The organism is Undibacterium sp. GW821-FHT11B02 (assembly GCF_058808955.1).
In genome coordinates this window covers 125,516-146,764 of record NZ_JBXASD010000006.1, presented here as the reverse complement: position 1 = coordinate 146,764, position 21,249 = coordinate 125,516, and the positions used below count along the sequence as shown (strand labels likewise).

General features: G+C 50.8%; 12 protein-coding genes. 8 read left to right on the top strand and 4 right to left on the bottom strand.

Translation table 11 applies throughout. The features are described 5' to 3' along the window. Positions 1-59: 59 nt before the first annotated feature. From AC1RVX_RS14155 to AC1RVX_RS14145, 3 genes are read left to right on the top strand one after another with little or no spacing between them, the layout of a single operon-like run. On the top strand, positions 60-2,426 hold the full coding sequence (locus AC1RVX_RS14155) for a pectinesterase family protein (RefSeq protein ID WP_493217237.1): 2,367 nt from the start codon (positions 60-62) through the stop codon (positions 2,424-2,426). A gap of 52 nt (positions 2,427-2,478) precedes the next feature. Further along, a complete protein-coding gene (locus tag AC1RVX_RS14150; protein WP_493217236.1) occupies positions 2,479-5,316 on the top strand; it encodes a TonB-dependent receptor plug domain-containing protein in 2,838 nt (945 codons plus the stop codon). 58 nt (positions 5,317-5,374) lie between these two features. Further along, positions 5,375-7,048, top strand: coding sequence for a glycoside hydrolase family 43 protein (locus AC1RVX_RS14145; RefSeq protein WP_493217235.1), 1,674 nt, complete (start codon positions 5,375-5,377; stop codon positions 7,046-7,048). Between the two features lie 73 nt (positions 7,049-7,121). Here AC1RVX_RS14145 and AC1RVX_RS14140 read toward each other — a convergent pair whose 3' ends face one another. From AC1RVX_RS14140 to AC1RVX_RS14125, 4 genes are all read right to left on the bottom strand, one after another. Continuing rightward, the gene (locus AC1RVX_RS14140; RefSeq protein ID WP_493217234.1) at positions 7,122-7,475 is read right to left on the bottom strand and encodes a hypothetical protein; all 354 of its coding nucleotides are present in this window, start codon (positions 7,473-7,475) and stop codon (positions 7,122-7,124) included. Between the two features lie 97 nt (positions 7,476-7,572). Beyond that, entirely contained in the window at positions 7,573-7,893 is a 321-nt protein-coding gene (locus tag AC1RVX_RS14135) for a hypothetical protein (RefSeq protein ID WP_493217233.1), read from the bottom strand. Positions 7,894-8,176: 283 nt separating this feature from the next. After that, on the bottom strand, positions 8,177-9,562 hold the full coding sequence (locus AC1RVX_RS14130; protein ID WP_493217232.1) for a PQQ-dependent sugar dehydrogenase: 1,386 nt from the start codon (positions 9,560-9,562) through the stop codon (positions 8,177-8,179). Between the two features lie 20 nt (positions 9,563-9,582). Further along, the gene (locus AC1RVX_RS14125) at positions 9,583-11,262 is read right to left on the bottom strand and encodes a GH39 family glycosyl hydrolase (protein ID WP_493217231.1); all 1,680 of its coding nucleotides are present in this window, start codon (positions 11,260-11,262) and stop codon (positions 9,583-9,585) included. A 357-nt stretch (positions 11,263-11,619) separates the two neighbouring features. Between AC1RVX_RS14125 and AC1RVX_RS14120 the strand changes: the two genes are divergently transcribed. The 5 genes from AC1RVX_RS14120 (at position 11,620) to AC1RVX_RS14100 (ending at position 21,211) form a co-directional block, all read left to right on the top strand. Continuing rightward, positions 11,620-12,327 (top strand): GntR family transcriptional regulator, encoded by a 708-nt coding sequence (locus tag AC1RVX_RS14120; RefSeq protein ID WP_493217230.1) that lies wholly within the window; start codon positions 11,620-11,622, stop codon positions 12,325-12,327. A gap of 63 nt (positions 12,328-12,390) precedes the next feature. Next, on the top strand, positions 12,391-14,505 hold the full coding sequence (locus AC1RVX_RS14115) for a TonB-dependent receptor family protein (RefSeq protein ID WP_493217229.1): 2,115 nt from the start codon (positions 12,391-12,393) through the stop codon (positions 14,503-14,505). Between the two features lie 466 nt (positions 14,506-14,971). After that, the gene (locus AC1RVX_RS14110) at positions 14,972-15,316 is read left to right on the top strand and encodes a hypothetical protein (protein WP_493217228.1); all 345 of its coding nucleotides are present in this window, start codon (positions 14,972-14,974) and stop codon (positions 15,314-15,316) included. A 133-nt stretch (positions 15,317-15,449) separates the two neighbouring features. Further along, the gene (locus AC1RVX_RS14105; protein ID WP_493217227.1) at positions 15,450-16,148 is read left to right on the top strand and encodes a transposase; all 699 of its coding nucleotides are present in this window, start codon (positions 15,450-15,452) and stop codon (positions 16,146-16,148) included. Between the two features lie 374 nt (positions 16,149-16,522). Next, positions 16,523-21,211 carry a glutamate synthase-related protein gene (locus tag AC1RVX_RS14100; protein WP_493217226.1) on the top strand — a complete coding sequence of 1,563 codons (4,689 nt, stop codon included), beginning with the start codon at positions 16,523-16,525 and terminating at the stop codon, positions 21,209-21,211. Positions 21,212-21,249: the final 38 nt, after the last annotated feature.

The window sequence follows — 21,249 nt, the reverse complement described above, 5'->3', positions numbered from 1 at the left end:
AAGCATCAATGGCTGACGCCAGATGATGCTTTTATCTGCAAAATCCTTAACACATACCAATGAAAACAAGTCATTTATTGTTTGCTTTGCTGACGGCCATGTCGGCATTGAATGCTGCCGCCAGCGATTGCCCTGGCGGTGCGACCTGGTGCGACGATTTTGAGAGTGGCCCGGCACACTGGATAAACAAGGAGACTGATGCCCATGATGCGGCAGTGCGTAGCCAGGATGGATCGAATAATCACATCCTGGTACTGAATGGTCAGGGTGGCCCGGTGCTGGCACCTGACTCTGCTCGCACTAAAGGTGCTTATTTTGCAGAGGCACGTATGCGGCCTGCTGCCAGCTCTGGGGAAGGGCAAGCTTATCTTATCGCCCGCTATCTGGATGACAATAATTGGCTGGGAGCCAGTCTCAGCGTTCATCACGACAAGCCAAGGCTTTCCGTCGATCTCGTCAAAATGCAGAACGGCAAGTTGCTCAGGCTGAAGCAGTCAGGAAAAGGTGCAGGCCCCAATGGCAGCTTTTACACTGTCAGGCTCGAAGTTGCCGGTGATTCGCTGGTGCTGTACCTGAATGGTGAAGCACTGATCAGCACCACTGATTCTTCGGAGCTTGAAGGTCGCATAGGTTTGCTGGCGAAAGGCCAGAGTGTTGAATTCGATGATGTGCGTATCGGTGCGGCAGCAAACAAACCGGTACGTCTGGGCATGGCGCGCATGATGGATCGTGTCAGCCTGCAAGCTGGTGATGCTCCTCATCATTACCCGGTACTTGCGTACACAGGCAAGGATAAACTCACACTGCCTGTTACCGCACAATCAAGTGATACCAGCATTGCAGACGTTGCCGTTGAAGATGGCAAGCTTGTACTGACCGCGAAGCGCCCCGGGCTGGTGACCGTCGCGGTAAGCAGTCAAAAGGATGTCAACGTGGCCGCATATATCGCAGTGCGGGTTGATCCGGCTTTCACTACATCGTCACAGAGCTACATGCTACATGGCAAAGTCAAGCCGGTTGCCCATGCTGATGAAGTGCCAGTGGATACGCCATTGCAGATGGAATTTGACCAGGTACCGACCTTGGGGCAAGGTGGTTCGGTACGGATTTTTCGTGTATCAGATAATGCCCTGGTCGATGTTATTCATGTTGGCGAAGACGTTGATGAAATTGGTTACGACAGTCAGGAATTGAAGCGTGTCGTGCGCTACAAACCAATCACGATAGACGGCAAGACATTGACTATCCGCCCACATAATGCGCGTCTGGCATATGGTACCGAGTATTACATAGCCGTCGACCAGAGTGTTTTCATCAATAGCACCCTTGGAGGGCAAACATTTAACGGCCTGGGGCAACAAGCCGGGTGGACTTTCAGCACGCGCAAGCATGCGCCGACTGGTATTCATCTCACGGTTGGTGTTGATGGTCCGGCGGATTTTCGCACGCTGCAGGGGGCTTTGAATCATGTGATGCGCAATTTACCGCGCGCAGAACCGGTGTCCATACGCATCGCCAATGGCCGTTACGACCAGCTACTTTATCTGAGAGGTAAAGACAATGTCACCCTGCTCGGTGAAAGTCGTGATGGCGTCATCCTGCAAGCCTACAACGACGATGGTAACAACCCGGGAACAGGTGTTAGTCAGACACCATTGACACCGTCCATCACCGGTGGCCGTTCAGTGTTCCTGATAGAAGATGCGGACATGCTGACGCTGGATACGCTCACGCTTGTTAACACAGCGGTACGTGCCAAAAGTGTCGGCGCACAGGCAGAAGCCCTGGTTTTCAGTAGCGACCGTGGTCGCCTGGTCGCACAGAATGCCAGCTTTTTCAGTGAACAAGACACCATACAGGTAAAGGGTTATTCGTGGTTCTACCACTCTCTTATCGCCGGTAATGTGGATTTTATCTGGGGTGCCAACAGGGCAGCCCTGTTCGAAGAAAGTGAGATTCGCTCTGTCGGTGACAGTGCCAATCCGGGCAAGGGCGGCGGCTATGTGGTGCAGGCGCGCACCGTCGCCGCCAATGAACCAGGTTTTGTCTTTCTCAACAGCCAACTGACACATGGCTTTGGCCCAGGGAAAAACGATGTCTTGCCCGCGACGACCTATCTGGCACGCCAGGGGCCACCCACAACGTGGGATAGCGTCAGCTTCATCAACTGTCGGATGGATGCCCATGTTGCCCCTGTTGGCTGGCTGACACCACGGCCCGAATCAGCGCAGGCGCAACCCGGCGCAGGCTGGGGTGAATACGGCAGCATGGATATGAACGGCAAGCCATTGGATGTATCACGGCGCTTGCCGGGTCACACTTTAACGGAAAAACAGGTGGCGGCGCGCTTCGCCAATCGCCGCCTGGTTTTCGCAAGTTTCGATAACGGCAAGGGCTGGAACCCATTGCCATCGGATAGTAGGTAAGGCTGTAAAACTGCAAAACACATAAAAAAACCATAAAACAAGGAGACGTACAATGAACAAAGGCAAGCGCACAACTGCCCCACGGTTAGCACTCAGCACGGTCACCCTGGCCGTGCTGACCTTAATGAGTCAGGTCCAGGCTCAACAGGTACAGCAAAGCCAAGCAACATCACCACCAGTGACCAAGATAGAAATAACTGGTTCGTCAATTAAGCGGCTAGCCACAGAGAATGCTCTGCCTCTGACTATCTATAAGGCGGAAGAACTTGAAGCACAAGGGTTGACCACGATGTCTGAAGTTGCCACTTCATTTGTCATGGGGGCCACCAATGAACCCGTCGGTGGTGGTGGCGGTGGCACCATGATCAATATGCGCGGCCTGAACACCAACCGTACCCTGGTCTTGCTGAACGGCCGTCGCCTTCCCAACGAAGCCATCGGCGATAGTTCAATTAATGTCGACGTTGTTCCCTTGAGTGCGATTGAACGTGTTGAAGTCTTGCGTGATGGCGCGTCATCGATTTACGGCACCGATGCCATTGCAGGCGTCGTCAATTTCATTACCCGGCGCACGCTGACCGATATCAAATTGACTGCCAGTGTGGTGGCACCGGAACGGGCGGGTGGCGGTGATCAGCGTCGCTTTTCCATCGCTGGTGGCAAAGGTGATTTGAATAAAGACGGCTGGAATGTGTATGCAGTATTGGATACTCAAACGCGCTCATCCTTGTTGCAAAAGGACAGACCTAACATTACGGATCCGGATGCCATTGCCCGTTTAGGGGGAAGCGTATTCAGCACTAATACTTCTGGTTCTTCATCCTCCCCTGCCAACTTTACGGTGTACACCAATGGCAAGGCGACCAGCACCACTGGCAACCCGTATTGGGCTACCGGTTGCACCAGCACGTATGGTGCGCAATACAGCCTTCCCTCGATCAAGACTTCTGGTTCCGGCATCAAGACCTGTATCCTTGACCCTGTTCTTTACCCACAATTGTTACCTGAAAATAGGCAGACTACTTTATTTACAAAAGGGTCGCTGCGTCACGGCGACAATAAATTGCTGACAGTTGAAGTGCTTGCCAGCGAATCCTATATTGATGCACTCAATCCACCGCAGGTGTTTGGTGCGCAAACGGATTACGATAAGTTTAACCCCGGTGTACGCAAACCGCTGTTTATTACCAAGAGCAGCAAATGGTATCCCGGTGGCAGTGGTGGTGTACCTGCAGTTGCCGGGGTAACGGGGCAAGATTTGGCATTGACCTGGAGCTTGGATGAGCTTGGCCCCGCAGCCACAGATGACCGCCAAAATACCAACCGTCTCGTTATCGCTGACGAAGGTGACATCATGGGCTGGGATTACCGTGTTGGCTTTAATGCAGCAATGAGCAAACGGCGCGTAGGCTGGAAGAGCGGCTTTGTCAGTACCCCGAAACTGTACGATGGCGTGGCAAACGGTATCCTCAATCCATTTGGTGCGCAGGATGCGACTGGACAAGCCTACCTTAACAGTATCAAGGTGGATGACACCACTTATCGCACAGCCAGCGTGAAGTACTTTGGCCCTGATTTCAACCTGACACGCTCACTGACAGAATTGTCCGGTGGTTCATTGTCGGTGGCAGTGGGTGGTGATTTGCATAGAGAAACTTATACGGATTCCACCAGTCTTCTTACCAACGAAGTCGTCTACAAGGTATCTGGTACGCCCGGCGCCAATCCAAGTGGCGCCCGCACCATTGCGGGTCTGTATGTGGAACTGGATGCCCCGCTTACCAAAGAGCTTGATTTAACTTTTGCTGCGCGTGCTGATCATTTCAGTGATTTTGGATCTACCGTGAACCCCAAGGCGAGCGTACGTTGGGAACCGCACAAATCCATCATGTTGCGTGGTACCGCCAGCACGGGTTTCCGCGCGCCAACCTTGCCGGAACTGTATGGCACACCACGCACCAAGACACCATCTACCAATCGCTGGGATGATCCCTTGCTTTGCCCAAGCACCACACCGTCGCAGCCAAATACCGGAACGCTGACTACGGACCCCAAGTATGCCAGTTTGAATCTTGATCCGGCCCGCGTATGTAATACCCAGCTCACTACATTGACAGGGGCGAATCCTGATCTGCAGCCAGAAACTTCACGTACACTGACTGCAGGCATCGTGCTTGAACCTGTGCAAAACATGATGCTGTCGTTTGACATCTGGGATATCCGCATGAAGGGAACCATCGCCCAGATTACGGAAGAAACGATTTTTTCAGATGTTAACAAATACGCCAACCTGTTTGTCCGCAACCCTGATGGCACCCTGAATTACATCGTGGTCACGCGTCTTAACATGGGGGGCGTGCATACACGTGGCGTTGACGTTAACTTCCGTTATCTGTACCCAACTGCCAGATGGGGTAAATTTGGTGTGAGCATGGATGGTACTTACGTTAACAAATACGAAGGGCAAAATGACGTAGGTGGCCCATGGGTGGACAGTGTGGGCAGGCCGGGGGCATTGGCGACAGGCTCAACGTCTGCCAATACCTACATATTCCGCTGGCGTCACAATTTGCGTCTTTCCTGGGATATGGGTAAATTCTCAACCCAGTTGTCGCAATCGTATACTTCCAGCTATGAAGACACCAATGCACTGCCTACTCAAAAATTGGGGCAACCGTATTACAACGTGATCGATTCCTACATTATCTATAACCTGAGTGCTAACTATCGTGTCTCCAACAAGTTCAGGTTAAACTTTGGTGTCAACAATTTGTTGAACGTTGATCCACCTTTGTCGAATCAACGATTGAGTTCACGTGTGGTGTTTGCGCAGAATGTCGCCAAACCTATAGGCCGTGCTTATACGCTCAAAGCAGAATATTCATTCTGACCATTGAGGTTCAAGCCATTGAAGAGCTGCGCAAGCAGCTCTTCAGAAGAGAAAAACCATGACCAATATAAGAATGCGTATTTTCACCTGTTTGACCCTCCCCCGAATTGTCTCTGCCGCCCTTCTGGCATTTGCCCTGTGTGCCTGTCAACACGTTCCAACTACTCAACTGGACAGGACAAGCGAGCCATGGGTAGCTGATCTTGGCGATGGTCGCTACAAGAATCCGGTGTTGCATGCTGACTATTCTGATCCAGATGCAATCCGGGTCGGCGATACCTATTACATGACGTCATCCAGCTTTAACAGTTCGCCTGGCTTGCCCTTGCTGCAATCTCAGGATATGGTGAACTGGGAACTGGTCGGCTACGCTTTGCCGAAATTAGTGCCGGGCGATTATTTCTCTGTGCCACGTCACGGCGATGGTGTCTGGGCACCATGCCTGCGCTATCACGACAATCAATTCTGGATATTTTATCCTGACCCTGATTTTGGAATTTTCGTGATCACGGCAGAACATTTCACGGGGCCGTGGAGTGCACCACAACTTTTACTCGCAGGTAAAGGCATTATCGACCCTGCGCCTTTATGGGACGACGATGGTAAAGCCTATCTTTTGCATGGCTGGGCCAAGAGCCGGGCGGGGATCAACAACCTGCTAACGCTGCGCGCCATGGCACCGGATGCCAGTCGTCTGCTCGACACGCAGGGCCAGGCTATTATTGATGGCAATAAATTACCTGGTTACCGTACGCTGGAAGGTCCGAAGTTTTACAAAGCCAATGGCTATTACTACGTATTTGCGCCAGCGGGCGGGGTAGAACAGGGTTGGCAAGCGGTGTTCCGCTCACGCAGTATCAATGGGCCATATGAAGTACGTACGGTCATGGACCAGGGTAATAGCCCTGTCAATGGCCCGCATCAGGGGGCCTGGGTACAGGCGCAAGATGGCAAGGACTGGTTCCTGCATTTCCAGGATAAGGAAGCCTATGGCCGTGTCATGCATTTGCAACCCATGCGCTGGGTGGACGACTGGCCTGTCATTGGTGAAGACGGCCCGAAAACCGGCACGGGGCAGCCGGTGCTGACGTATGCCAAGCCCGTATCCGGCGCAGCAGTCAAGGTGCCGCCGACATCTGATGAATTCAATGGGACTACACTGGGTCTTCAATGGGAATGGAATGCCAACTTTAGTGAGCAATGGTATTCATTGAGTGAGCGTCCTGGCATGCTGCGTCTTTATACGCAAATTGAACCTGAAGTGATCAATAATGTACGGCGTGCACCATCGGTACTGTCGCAAAAATTGCCAGCACCAGAATTTGTGATCAATACCCATATCCAGTTAAACAATGCAGCAGATGGGGATCGTGCCGGCTTGATTCTGAATGCCATGCAATACACTTGGCTGGGTTTGCAAAAAACGGCAGGCGTGACTCAGCTTGTGTATGTCACTTGCACATCATCTGGTGATCGTTGCAAGGAATCACCGCTGGTGATCTTGCCGTCCGCACCATCTGCTATGTATTTGCGCATGAGTATGACCGACGGTGCGATGGCGAGGTTCGCTTACAGTACCGACAATGTGAATTTCCAGTCAGTTGCTCAAGCCTTCAAGGTAGGCAAGGGGCGTTGGGTGGGGGCGCAGGTTGGGCTTTTCAGCATAGGAGAAAAAGCGGCGACACCACGTTCCAGCCTGGATGTTGATTATTTCCGGGTTACGGCGAAATAAAAAAAACGCCCAATAAAAATGGGCGTTCTTCTTTAAGCGGCGATCTCTTGGCGAGATCGCCATTCTCAGCGGATTATTTCGATGCTGCTGGTGTTGATGCAGCAGGTGTTACTTTCGCATCGTCCGCTTTCATGTCTGTTTTCGCGTGCTTTTCATGCTTCGCGTGTTTTCTATGTTTCATTGTCTTTTCTGTTGCTGCCGGTTTTGCTTCAGGTGCCGATGGCGCTGGTGTCGCTGCTGAAGCGGATGCCGATGCTGCAGTTGCTTTGGCAACAGGTGCTGCCGGAGCCGATTTGGCGACGCTGGCTGCGGCAGTCGCAGATGCTGCTTTCACTGGTGTACTTGCCGGTGTATTGGCTGGGGTTTGAGCAAATGCACTACCCATAATAACGGTGGTAGCAACGAGGGCGGTGATGAGCTTGTTCATGATTAATTCCTTGGTATCTGTTGTACGTTTTGATTGTCTGTTTTTTCCGGCAGCTTTCGCTGCCGGTAATACATGTTTTATTGATATGCTTTATTGCTTATTTCGATGCTGCGGCAGCGGAGGCTGATGCCGCTTTAACGTTATCTTTCTTGACTTCTTTTTTTGCATGCTTTTCAGTTTTTTCATGCTTCATCGCTTTGTCTGTCACCGGTTTCACTTCGGTTGTCGCTGCTGCAGAAGCAGAAGCTGAGCTGGCTTTGGCGGCAGGAGCGGATTTCGCTACACTGGCTGCTGCGGCTGCCGATGCGGCTTTCACAGGTGTGCTGGCAGTTGTTGTTGCGGATGCTGCTGGAGTTTGAGCAAATGCGCTACCCATAACAACAGTGGCGGCGATGAAAGCGGTGATGATTTTGTTCATGATGTTTTCCTATTCCTGTTTGGGTTTGCTTGTTTTGTTTTTCGTAGTCAGCCTACGTAAGCCAAGAACGCGGTCGGCGACAACAGCGTTGACGGAAAAAAGACAGTTTCGGCCTGTTAGTGTTGTTGATCTAATCGCAGATCAGGTTGTCAACCAAATGCCTGGTTCATACGTTAGGATTTATAAATCTTGGAAAACAAGAGAACAAAAAAAACGACACCGGCATATTGCCTGATGTCGTTTTTTTATAGACCCTTAACCTGGCCTGCAGCAAGGCTGTCAGCTAGTTTTTGATTTTTTCGCTATAACTAACACGATAGATGCGCCCGCCAAAGTCATCCGAGATGAGCATGGACCCATCTGGCAGAAATGCGATGTCAACGGGGCGACCAATGACCTTTTCATCTTGCAAAAAGCCATCGACGAACACGGTGTCACTGACTACCTTGTTGTTGTACAAGGTGATCAGGGCGACGCGGTAGCCAATTTTTTGTGTGCGGTCCCATGAGCCGTGTTCTGCAATAAATAGCTGATTCTTGTATTGCGCAGGAAATTGCGTGCCATCGTTGTATGCCAGACCCAATGAGGCAACGTGTGGCCCCAGCTTGGCTGCGGGTTCTGCAAATTCTTCACAGCGCCTGTTTTTGTGGAACTCCGGGTCTTCCACGACCCCGCCAGCGCAATAAGGAAAACCAAAATGCATGCCGGGTTTGGGGGCATAGTTCAATTTATCAGAAGGCATGTTGTCGCCCATTCCATCGCGGCCATTATCGGTGAACCACATTTCTCTGGTCACAGGATGCCATGCAAAACCGACGGAATTTCTGATACCGCGTGCATAGATTTCAAAACCTGAGCCATCTGGATTCATGCGATATATCTTGGAATGTGGCGCATCTTCCTTGTCGCAGACATTGCACGGTGCACCTATGGGTATATACAGTTTTCCATCCGGGCCTGCTTTGATTATTTTCTCGCCATGCCATTTGTCTTTGGGGAAGTCATCTTTGACCACATGCAGTTGCGGTGATTTGTCGTACTTCTTTTCGATGTCGTCAAAGCGAACGACGCGGGTCATCTCTGCTACATACAGTGAACCATTGAGCAAGGTCAGCCCGATAGGGGAATCCAGTCCTTTGGCGACGGTGACCACTTTGGGCGGTACAGAATCTTTGCCGCTATTGATGACGGCATAAATTTTTCCCACTTTACGTGAGCCGACAAAGACAATGCCGGATGCAGTCACGGCCATGCCGCGGGCGTTTTCAAGTTGGTCGCTGTACACGGAGATGGAAAAACCGACCGGCAGGTGGAATTTTTTGAGTTCAGGGTAGGGATCTGCCCTTGTTTCTTTGGCTGTTGCTTGCGCCACCAGCTCAGGCAGCAACAGATATTCAGCCAGCGCAGCAATTTGCTTCTGGTTCAAGACATTCTTCCATGCGGGCATGCCGGTGTTGGGCGAACCTTCGCTGATGAAGCGTTGCAGACTATCCTTTTTTTCATCAACCTTTACCCATGGCCGCTTAAGCAGGCTGGGTCCCAGACCTCCTTCGCGATGGGCACCGTGACATTGGGCACAACTTTGTTTATACAGATCGCTACCTTCCCCCGCAAAGACAGAAGAGGTGTTCAGCAGCAGCAGGGGGGCGAGCAGGGTAATGATTTTCATAGTGTTCTGTCAGTGTCGGACTAGTAGCTTAACTTCACCAGGGAAACCGCCTGGCGCGGAAGCTGCATGTGTATGGTCACTTGTTGTTCACGCACTTGTAGTTGCGTAGGGGCTTCGAGTTCAGTCAGTTGGCCAGATTTTTCCAACTCTGCAATCTGTGCTGCGCTTGGTGTTTGTGGCGAACCCATCTTTTTCCAGACCGCGTAGGAATTACTGTGTGTTTCATCAATGCGATAGTGGTGCACGGTCAGTTTATCAGCAGGTATCCCCTTGATGCTTAATACTACTGCCGAGCCTGCGTCGATGATGTCGGTATCATGGTAATTCCACACCAGAATACTGACACCGTTTTTGTCTTTGGCGGCAAGCGCATTGATGTCGGTTCTTTCTGCACGTACGCCGGTCTTGATAACGGTTTCTGTGTCGTAGGCAATATCGCCGCTGACTTCGACCCGCTTACCTGACATCATGCCCAGCATGCGAAATACATTCAGTACCGGTTTGTCGACACCGTTAGTGGCCAGGTCGCGAAAGCCAGTAAACCATGGCTGCTCTTCAAATTCAAACGACCAGTTAACGGCGCCGAGCAGGTTGACACCACGATGGTCAGCAATCTCGTATTCACGGGCAATGGAGGCGGCGGTGTAGCTGGAATACAGGGAGCCATTGCGATAGGCATTTTCTGGATTGGTATGCATGCCACAGGCTGCACAACCTTCCGGGTCAGATTCACCAATGATGACGGGGATGTTCTTCAACTCGGGATAAGAGGCAATGATGGAAAAGCCGCGATCAATTTTACTGAGATGCGCCATGATACCCATTTGCACCACGCCATTCACCAGTCTGGGTGACCCCTTGGCATGAAAGGCGACAAAGTCAAGCGGTGCGCCAATCTTGCCTGTCGCCATATTGGATTCGTACAGCGCATGCTTCAGGAAGTTATCAAAAAATTTGCCTATGCCGGCGGTATGCGGGCCACCCATGTGTGCTGTTGGCAAGGCGCGTTTGACGGCATCGGCCGCAAAATCGTACATCTTGAAATATTCGCGTTCTGTATTTCCCGCTTTTAAATACGCGCCATCCGGTTCATTCCATAATTCCCAATACCAGCTTTCGACTTCGGCCTGGCCGTAGCGATCGACGCAGTGCTTTACCCATTGATAAATCAGTTCTGCCCATTTATGGTAGTCCTTGGGCGGGTAAGCCCATCCGGTCATGATGTCTTTGTATTTTTTGCCTGGTTCCCAATTGTGGCGGTAGGGTTGCGGTACCACGGATAGCGCTTCCGGCATGAAGCCAATTTGTGCCAAAGGCTTCATTTTGCGTTCGACATAGGTATCGAAAATCTTGTCGATGATGGTCCAGTTATAGATAGGCTTGCCGTCTTTGCTTTCTTTGTACATATCGGTTGACCCCCACTTCAGCGCGGCAGTGCCGTCGCCGGAAGTCATCAGATTGTGGGCGCGTACATACACCGGGACCGGGCTGAGCGCAGCGATCTCACTGAGTAATTTCTTGCCGTCCTTCATTGTCGTGTAGTTGGGTTCGTCATAACCAAACCATGCCCATATCGGCTTCATCTCACCTTTTTCCCTGGCCAGGTCGACTTGCAATGCAACGGCAGGGGCCTGACTATGCGCAGTGACGGATGCACCCAAAGCAACCAACAGGCAGCAACTAAGAAAGATACTTTTCATGGTCTGGTCATTTTTCAGATAGTGAATACAGATAGTGAGCGCGCAATGGCATATGGCTACGCGACGTAAGCTCACTGCAGTGTCTTTGGCAACACTGCGTCAAGTAAGGATTGTTATAGTGGGACAGTAGCCTTGTTTGCCTGGGCCAGTATTGTGGTCGAGATGAATATTGTCAATAATATTGCTCTCAAGTTTTTGATTGAATTCTGATTTGTGTCGTTAATCTATTGTTTTTCAATATAAAATTTAATCCAGGTATTGATTGCTATTTATTCGCTGTATTCGATATTATCGATAATATGTGACTGGTAGATTCTCATCAAACCGACCATATTCCAACCCTGAAGAGCTTTACCCATGTCTCAAGCACAGCGCAGCACTATTGACCCATCCCCAGATACCGGTCTGCAGGATATCGGCGAAGCCGAGTTGGTCATGCAACTGGAGGAGGACATACTTTTTTTGCGTCTAAAGCCTGGCGAGCGGCTGGTAGAAGATATCTTGATGCAACGCTTTGGCGCAACGCGGCATTGTGTGCGGCAGGCTCTGAATCGCCTGGAGCGTACCGGAATAGTCGTGCGAGAACCCAACAAGGGGGCACGTGTGCGCTCGTTTTCGCAAGAAGAGGTGAGCCAGATTTATGAGGTACGTGAGTTCTTGCAGCGCCAGGCCGTGTTGATGTTCAAACTTCCGGCACCGCAGAATTTCATCGATGAATTGAACGCTATACATCAGGCCTATTTAACGCATGTGAAGAACGGCTACCTGCGAGGTGTGCATGAATTGAATGATCAATTCCATTCGAAAATATTTTCCCTGTGTGGCAACAGCTATCTGGAGCGTTCGATTCAGGATTATATGAACTTGAGTTATGCAATCCGTACCAATTCGCTGGCGGTACCAGAAAAATTGCAGATTTCTGTCGCGCAGCATGCGTTGATGATAGAACTGCTGAAAGGACGTGATAACTGGACGCTGGCACAGCTTTGTGTTGATCATATCCTGCCCAGCAAACATGAGTACCTTGCGCAGCGCAAGGGTAGCGAGGCTGGGGATGGCGCCTGATTGGAGCGTGCGGCTCTCTGCATGCCTGGTTGTTTTCCTGATTACTTGAAGCAAAGAAGATATATGCGTAAAAAGAGAGTTTTGCTGGTGTTGAGCCTGCTTGCTCAGTGTAGTCTCGTTAGCCTGGTGCCAGCCTATGCCGATACACCAGGTGATATCGTAGTCATCAGTGGTAGTCGTGTTGAACGCAGCAGCTTTGATCTGGCGGCGGCGATTGATGTCGTTGATGATACGCGCATGAGTGAGGCGCAGATGCGTGTCAATCTGTCGGAGGCGCTGGTATCGGTGCCTGGCCTGGTGGTATCGAACCGGCAAAATTATGCGCAAGACCTGCAAATATCTTCCCGTGGTTTTGGTGCACGCTCCGCCTTTGGCGTACGTGGCATGCGCTTGATCAGCGATGGCATTCCAGCCACCATGCCTGATGGTCAGGGGCAGGCCGCCACCTTTAACCTGGATGTTGCCAGCCGCATAGAGGTCTTGCGTGGGCCGTTTGCCGCCCTATACGGAAATCACTCTGGTGGCGTGATGCAGTTGCTGACAAAAAACGGTAAAGGCCCAGCTTCCGTGGAGTTGAATGTGCTTAGCGGCAGTGATGGTGTTAGTAAGATCGATGTCAACGCGCAGGGTGAAAGTGCAGGCATTGCCTATGTGGTGGATAGTTCGCGTTTTCAGACTAGCGGATACCGCGAGCATAGCGCTGCCAAACGCGAGGCTAATTTCGCCAAGTTAGCACTTGTCCTATGGGAGAGAAGCAAGCTGACACTAGTAGCAAACAGGCTGGTTCAGGCGGATACCCAGGACCCGCTGGGTGTGCAATGGCAGACATTTCTTAATAATCCACGACAGGCGGAAATTGACAGTTCTGATACGCAAAATCCAAAGCGCTCATTTGCTGAACGTTATAACACCCGCAAAAGTATCAATCATGTGCAAGTCGGGCTGACGTATGAACAGCTGATGGACGCAGGTCGCTTGCGGATCAGTTTGTATGACGGTGACCGTCAGGTGAGTCAGTATCAGGCGTTTTCCAAAGCGTTTCAGGCAACTGCCAGCCAGTCGGGTGGTGTGGTTGATTTTGACCGGCATTTTTACGGCGCGGAAGTTAACTGGCTTAATACGACTGAATTGGCGGGCGGCGTGTTGACCACGACATTGGGATTAGATTACGCAAGGTCCAGCGACAAACGTCAGGGATTTGAAAATTTTGTGCTTGTCCAGTATGGTGTGAAAGGTAATTTGCGACGTGATGAACAAGATATCGTCACCAGCCTTGACCCCTATCTGCAAACGGAATGGGTGACAGGAGCATGGCGATACAGTGCGGGCTGGCGACGCAATCAGCTTGATATCCAGGTGCGAGATTACTTTCTGGCGAACGGCAATGATAGCGGTAGCCTGAAGTATGCGAAAACCACGCAATTTGCCGGGATATTGTATCAATGGAACCCTGATCTGAACCTGTATGTCAGTGCAGCGCGTGGCATGGAAAGCCCAACGCTGAATGAATTATTTTATTCAGGTAGTGGCAGTGGATTTAATTTCAATTTGCGGGCCGCGCAAAATACCCAGGTGGAAGCAGGTGCAAAAGCCATCTTGCCAGGTGGCGCACGCCTGAATGCAGCCATTTTCCAGGTGCGCAGCACGGATGAGCCGGTGGTCGACACCGCAGTCGGCGGACGCACCAGCTACCGGAATGCCACCAGAACTTTACGGCAGGGCGTGGAAGTGGCGCTGGACTGGTCCTGGCACAACGGTGTCAGTGCCCGGTTTTCCGGCACGGCGTTGCGGGCAATCTATGATGAAGCCTATGGAAATATCGCGGCAGGTAACAAGCTGCCAGGTGTGCCGAATACCAACTGGTATGGTGAACTCGCATGGCATGCCCGGGATGAACGCTGCAATGTGGGACTGGAATTGCTAGCCAGCGGCAAGTTATATGTCGAAGACAGCAATAAAGAGACAGCTGCACCCGCTTATGCTGTTACCAATTTCCGCATTGGTGCCAAACAAAACGCTGGCGCCTGGCGCTTCAAGGAATTTTTGCGTATCAATAATTTATCGGACAAGGCGTATGTCGGCTCAGTGATCGTCGGCGATACAAACCGGCGCTTTTACGAAGCTGCCCTGGGCCGTAACTGGTTGCTCGGTGTAAGCGCACAGATAATGTTTTATTAAAAGTTTATTCTCGAAATGTCAGGCAGCGATGCTGTCCCTATTTACTGATGACAACTTATGCGCAACTGGATCTGTGGTGTTTATTGCAATAACTGTGCTCATCACCAGGCGATTTATGTTTCATTGTTCATTCAGGAAGTGGCCACCATAAATCCGGTTAACTGAATCTGCAAACGAAATATGGTGCGGCTGGTGTATTTTTTGACATTCATTTCGTATGCCGGGGCGCAAAAAAGCGTTTTAAGTTGACTCCGTAGTTGTTACAAATTGTTAAAGAAAAATACCAAAAAGCCTATTTTTATTGCAAAAACCGGCCTTTTTGTTGTTTTTTTATAAAAAATATGAAAAAATTTCGTCCTTATGTAACTTTTCATGTCAACTAAACGGTAAGTCAGATCGTTTTCGGACTAAAGAATCTTTGCTGATCACTTCCATTAAGCAAAGTTTCACTTACAGGAGTCAGAAAATGATTTACGAAATACTGGTTCGCCCTTCGGACAAAAGCAAGAAAATGACTTCAGATCATCTGATCTGGATAGAAAGCGAGATGACTACCCGTTCTTTTGAGAATTGGCTGCGCGAAAAATCCTTGCTAGATGGTAGTGGCCATGCGCCTGTAGCGCGCTGGAGTATCGTACAGACGCAGCGTGCTGCGCATTTTAAGCTGGCTACCCAAGCCAAGGCCCTGAAAAGCCGTATTTCCGAATTGATGACCGGTGTGCCAGAAGTGGTCGCCGTACCAGATGCGAAACGTGCACTGAAAGTTTTCCGTCTGAAAAGTCCGGCAGCTCCACAGTTGATCGCAGCCTGATTGTAATCTGATCGCACTGTAGTCTGGCTTGTTGAATCGCCCTGATCCTGCGTCAGGGCAATATATTTTGACAAGTGCGCCTGGGGCAAGCACAATCCAGTCTCTTTTTTGGATTGAACCTTGCTTGCCCGCCATGGCCAGATTAGCCCGACTTGTTATTCCACATCAGCAACACCATGTCATCCAGCGCGGAAACGCCGGTGCCATGGTGTTTATTGATGCGGAAGACCACACTGCCTTTCTTGATTGGCTGAAGCAGGCGGCCGGCTTGTTTGACGTTGCTATCCATGCATATGTCCTGTTGCCTAACCACCTGCACCTGTTGCTGACGCCTGGTGATGAAACCGGCCTGGGCAAGATGATGCAATGGCTGGGGCGACACTATGTCCCTTATTTCAATCGTAAATACCAGCGTAGTGGCACTTTGTGGCAGGGGCGTTACCGGGCAACCGTTATCGAATCTGCAAGCTATTTCATTCCCTGCAGTATTTATATCGAAAGTAATCCCCAGCGTGCGGGCCTGGTGCAGGATCTGCTGGATTATCCGTGGTCCAGTTATCGTCATCACATAGGTCAGCACATTGATCCGCTGATCACCGATCACAGCACATATTGGGCTCTGGGCAATACACCATTCCAACGTGAAGCCGCTTATCGCGAAAGTATGGAGCAGGGATTATCCAGCCAGCAGATCATGGAAATTACCCAGGCAACCTCCAAAGCCTGGATGCTGGGTTCTTCCAGATTCAAGATAGAAATGAGCAAGCTGACCGAAAGACGGGTAGAACCCATCAAGCGTGGTCGCCCTCGCAAAACGCCTTCTGATGCCTGAACAACATAATTTGTAGTGCGCTGAAACCGCAAGGCCAATAAATTTGAAATACCGAAATGCATCGTTAATGCGCTCCTTTTCACTATGTCCCTAATTAAATAAAATAAGGAAATGATTTATTTTAATTTGACACTGACCCTAAATAAAGTTGTTGAATAATATTTTGCACCGCAGTATTCTCTTCCCTAGTCCTTTTCAGGACTTACGCAAAACTGTTTGCTTGCCCTGCCTTCATAATCAACAAGCAAGTTTTTGACAAAACTAGTGACTTAATCCGTTTGCCAGGCCAGATTGCTGTAACAAGCTTCGCGATTGAGCAGGAAATAGCGGTTTTGCGTAAGTGCTGAATTTAAATTTGTTTTCCGGAGATCGCTATGCATGCTCAAGGTTTATACGACCCATCCAATGAACACGATGCCTGTGGTGTCGGTTTTGTTGCTCATATCAAAGGCAAAAAGACCCACGCCATCGTTGATCAGGGTTTGCTGATATTGAAAAACCTGGACCACAGGGGTGCCGTTGGTGCGGATGCGTTGATGGGTGACGGTGCCGGTATCCTGATCCAGATTCCAGACCAGTATTATCGTGAAGAGATGGCTAAGCAAGGCATTGACCTGCCACCACCAGGTGAATATGGCGTTGGTATGATCTTTTTGCCTAAGGAGCATGCATCCCGTCTGGCTTGTGAACAGGAAATCGAACGTGCTGTCCGTGCCGAAGGCCAGGTAGTACTTGGCTGGCGCGATGTACCAGTAGACCGCGACATGCCTATGTCGCCTACCGTGCGTGAAAAAGAGCCGGTCATACGCCAGATTTTCATTGGTCGTGGCCCGGACATCATGGTGACTGATGCGCTGGAACGCAAGCTGTATATCATCCGTAAATCTGCGGTACATGCAATTGAAGCATTGAAGCTCATCCACGGCAAAGAATACTTTGTCCCGTCCATGTCGGCCCGCACCATTGTGTATAAGGGTTTGTTGTTGGCGGACCAGGTAGGTGTCTACTATAAAGACTTGCAGGACGAACGCTGCGTGTCTGCGCTGGCACTGGTGCATCAGCGTTTCTCTACCAATACTTTCCCTGAATGGCCATTGGCTCACCCGTACCGCATGATTGCGCACAACGGTGAAATCAATACTGTAAAAGGCAACTTCAACTGGATGCGCGCCCGCGAAGGTGTGATGAAATCTGCCGTACTCGGCGATGATTTGCAAAAACTGTATCCGCTGATTTTTGAAGGCCAGTCTGATACAGCAAGTTTCGACAATGCGCTGGAACTGCTGGTGATGGCTGGTTATCCTATCGCCCAGGCGATGATGATGATGATCCCGGAAGCCTGGGAAAATCACACCATGATGGATGAAAACCGTCGCGCTTTCTATGAATACCATGCTGCGATGATGGAGCCATGGGATGGCCCGGCTGCGATGGCATTCACCGATGGCCGCCAGATTGGTGGCACGCTGGATCGTAACGGCTTACGTCCAGCACGTTACGTCATTACTGATGATGATCTGGTTGTCATGGCGTCCGAATCTGGTGTTTTGCCGATTCCTGAGTCCAAGATTATCAAGAAATGGCGTCTGCAACCTGGCAAAATGTTCCTGATTGACCTGGAAGCAGGTCGCATCATCGACGACAAGGAAATCAAAGACACCTATGCCAATGCCAAACCTTACAAGCAGTGGATACGGTCGGTACGCATCAAGCTCAATGATCTGAAAGCTGGAGAAGACAACGCTAAATACAGCGCCAGTCTGCTCGACCGCCAACAGGCATTTGGCTATACCCAGGAAGACCTGAAGTTTCTGATGGCACCAATGGCCATTGGCGGCGAAGAAGCGATCGGCTCTATGGGTAACGATTCTTCACTGGCAATCATGTCGAACAAGCTGAAGCCATTGTATAACTACTTCAAGCAATTGTTTGCTCAGGTGACCAATCCACCTATCGATCCGATTCGCGAAGCGATGGTGATGTCACTGGTGTCCTTCATCGGTCCGAAACCGAACCTGCTGGATACCAACAACATCAATCCACCTATGCGTTTGGAAGTATCGCAGCCTATCCTGGATTTTGCCGATATTGCCAAACTGCGCAATATCAGCGCCAATACAGGCGGCAAGTTCCAGTCATATGAACTGGACATTTGTTACCCGGTTGCCTGGGGCAAGGATGGTATTGAAGCTCGTCTGGCTTCCATCTGTGCTGAAGTCGTGGATGCGGTCAAGTCCGGTCATAACATCATGATCATCACTGACCGCAAGATGGATGCCAACTACGTGGCGATTCCGGCATTGCTGGCGACATCGACCGTGCATCAGCACCTGGTCAGCAAGGGCTTGCGTACTACCACTGGTCTGGTCGTCGAAACTGGTTCGGCCCGTGAAACGCATCACTTTGCTTTGCTGGCGGGTTACGGTGCAGAGGCGGTTCATCCCTACCTGGCAATGCAGACACTGGCAGACATGGCGAAAGAGCTGTCCGGCGATTTGTCGGCAGATAAAGCCATCTACAACTATACCAAGGCAATTGGCAAGGGCTTGATGAAAGTCATGTCCAAGATGGGTATTTCTACCTATATGTCTTACTGTGGTGCGCAGATTTTTGAAGCCATTGGTTTGAACAAGTCACTGGTGGACAAATACTTCAAGGGCACAGCATCCAATGTCGAAGGCATAGGTGTATTCGAGGTGGCAGAAGAAGCCCTGCGTTTGCATAAACTGGCTTTCAGCAGTGACCCTGTGCTGGAAAATGCTCTGGATGCCGGTGGTGAATATGCCTACCGCGTTCGTGGCGAGGACCATATGTGGACGCCGGACGCAATTGCCAAACTCCAGCATTCGACTCGTTCCAACAACTACAATTCGTATAAAGAATACGCCCAGATCATAAATGACCAAAGCAAGCGTCATATGACTTTGCGCGGCCTGTTTGAATTCAAGATTGATCCTGCCAAGGCCATTCCCCTGGACCAGGTAGAACCAGCTAAAGAAATCGTCAAACGCTTTGCGACTGGTGCGATGTCTCTGGGCTCCATCAGTACGGAAGCGCACGCCACTTTGGCTGTTGCGATGAACCGCATAGGTGGTAAATCCAATACGGGTGAAGGTGGTGAAGATCCTGCCCGTTATCAGCAAGAGCTGAAAGGCATCCCGATCAAGCAGGGCCAAACTATGGCATCGGTGGTAGGCAAAGACCAGATCGAAGTCGATATTCCTTTGCAGGATGGTGATTCATTGCGTTCACGCATTAAACAAGTGGCTTCTGGCCGCTTTGGTGTGACTGCTGAATACCTGTGTTCTGCAGATCAGATACAGATCAAGATGGCACAAGGTGCAAAACCAGGTGAAGGTGGTCAATTGCCAGGTCATAAAGTGTCCGAATACATTGCCAAGTTGCGTTTCTCGGTACCTGGTGTAGGCTTGATTTCGCCACCACCGCATCATGACATTTATTCGATTGAAGATCTGGCGCAGTTGATTCATGATTTGAAAAACGTCAACCCAAAAGCATCGATCTCAGTCAAGCTGGTATCAGAAGTTGGTGTTGGCACGATTGCGGCAGGCGTGTCCAAAGCCAAGGCTGATCACGTCGTGATCGCCGGTCATGATGGCGGCACTGGTGCTTCACCTTTGTCTTCCATCAAGCATGCTGGTACACCGTGGGAACTGGGTTTGTCTGAAACTCAGCAAACACTGGTCTTGAATGGCTTGCGTGGTCGTGTACGTGTACAGGCTGACGGTCAGATGAAAACCGGTCGTGACGTTGCCATCGCTGCCATGCTGGGTGCCGATGAAATTGGTTTTGCGACAGCTCCGCTGGTTGTCGAGGGCTGTATCATGATGCGCAAATGCCATCTGAACACTTGCCCGGTTGGCGTGGCAACACAAGATCCGGTATTGCGCGCCAAATTCTCTGGCAAGCCTGAATATGTCGTGAATTACTTCTTCTTCGTCGCTGAAGAGCTGCGTCAGATCATGGCGCAACTGGGTATCCGTACTTATGACGATCTGATTGGCCGTGTTGATTTGCTCGACAAATCCAAAGCAGTCGGACACTGGAAAGCCAAGGGCCTGGATTTCAGCCGTATCTTCCATCAGCCTGAAATGGCTGAAGGCGCTGCCATCCGCCATGTGGATGGACAGGATCATGGTCTGGATAAAGCCCTCGACAACAAACTGATAGCGCAAGCCAAATCTGCGTTGGAAACCGGCGAGAAGGTGTCGTTTATCTCTCCTATCAAAAACCGCAATCGCACTGTCGGCACCATGCTGTCTGGTGAAGTGGCGAAAAAATATGGTCATGCAGGCTTACCTGACGACACTATCCATATCCAGTTGCAGGGTACAGCCGGGCAGTCTGCTGGTGCCTTCCTGGCGCATGGCGTGACGCTTGATCTCGTGGGCGAAGGTAATGACTATGTAGGCAAAGGTTTATCCGGTGGTCGCATCATCATCCGCCCCAATACCGAATTCCGTGGCTGGGCAGTGGATAACATCATCTGCGGTAATACCGTGTTGTACGGTGCGATTTCTGGTGAAGCCTTCATCAACGGCGTTGCTGGTGAACGTTTTGCAGTGCGTAATTCCGGTGCGCTGGCAGTGGTCGAAGGTACTGGCGATCACGGTTGCGAATACATGACCGGTGGTACGGTCATTGTATTGGGTGACACTGGCCGTAACTTTGCTGCCGGTATGTCAGGTGGTATCGCATACGTGTACGACCCTGAAGGTGAGTTCGAAGCCAAGTGCAATATGGCCATGGTGACACTGGAGCCTGTTCTGGCTGGTGACGTACAGGTGGCTACTCTGGATAAATCCATCTGGCATAGCCGCGTGAGCGGTGGTGAAAGAGAGACTGACGAAGCCATCCTGCGTAATCTGATAGAGCGTCATTTCAAACACACAGGCAGCACTCGTTCCCGCAACTTGCTGGACGACTGGGCGCGTAGTCGTGCCAAGTTCGTCAAGGTATTCCCTACCGAATACAAGCGTGCATTGGGCGAGATGTATGCGGCAAAACAAGCTGCAGCCAAAAAAGAAAAAGTCGCAGCATAGGTAAGATGAGTGCCTCGCAGCCTGGCTGCGGTGGCGTC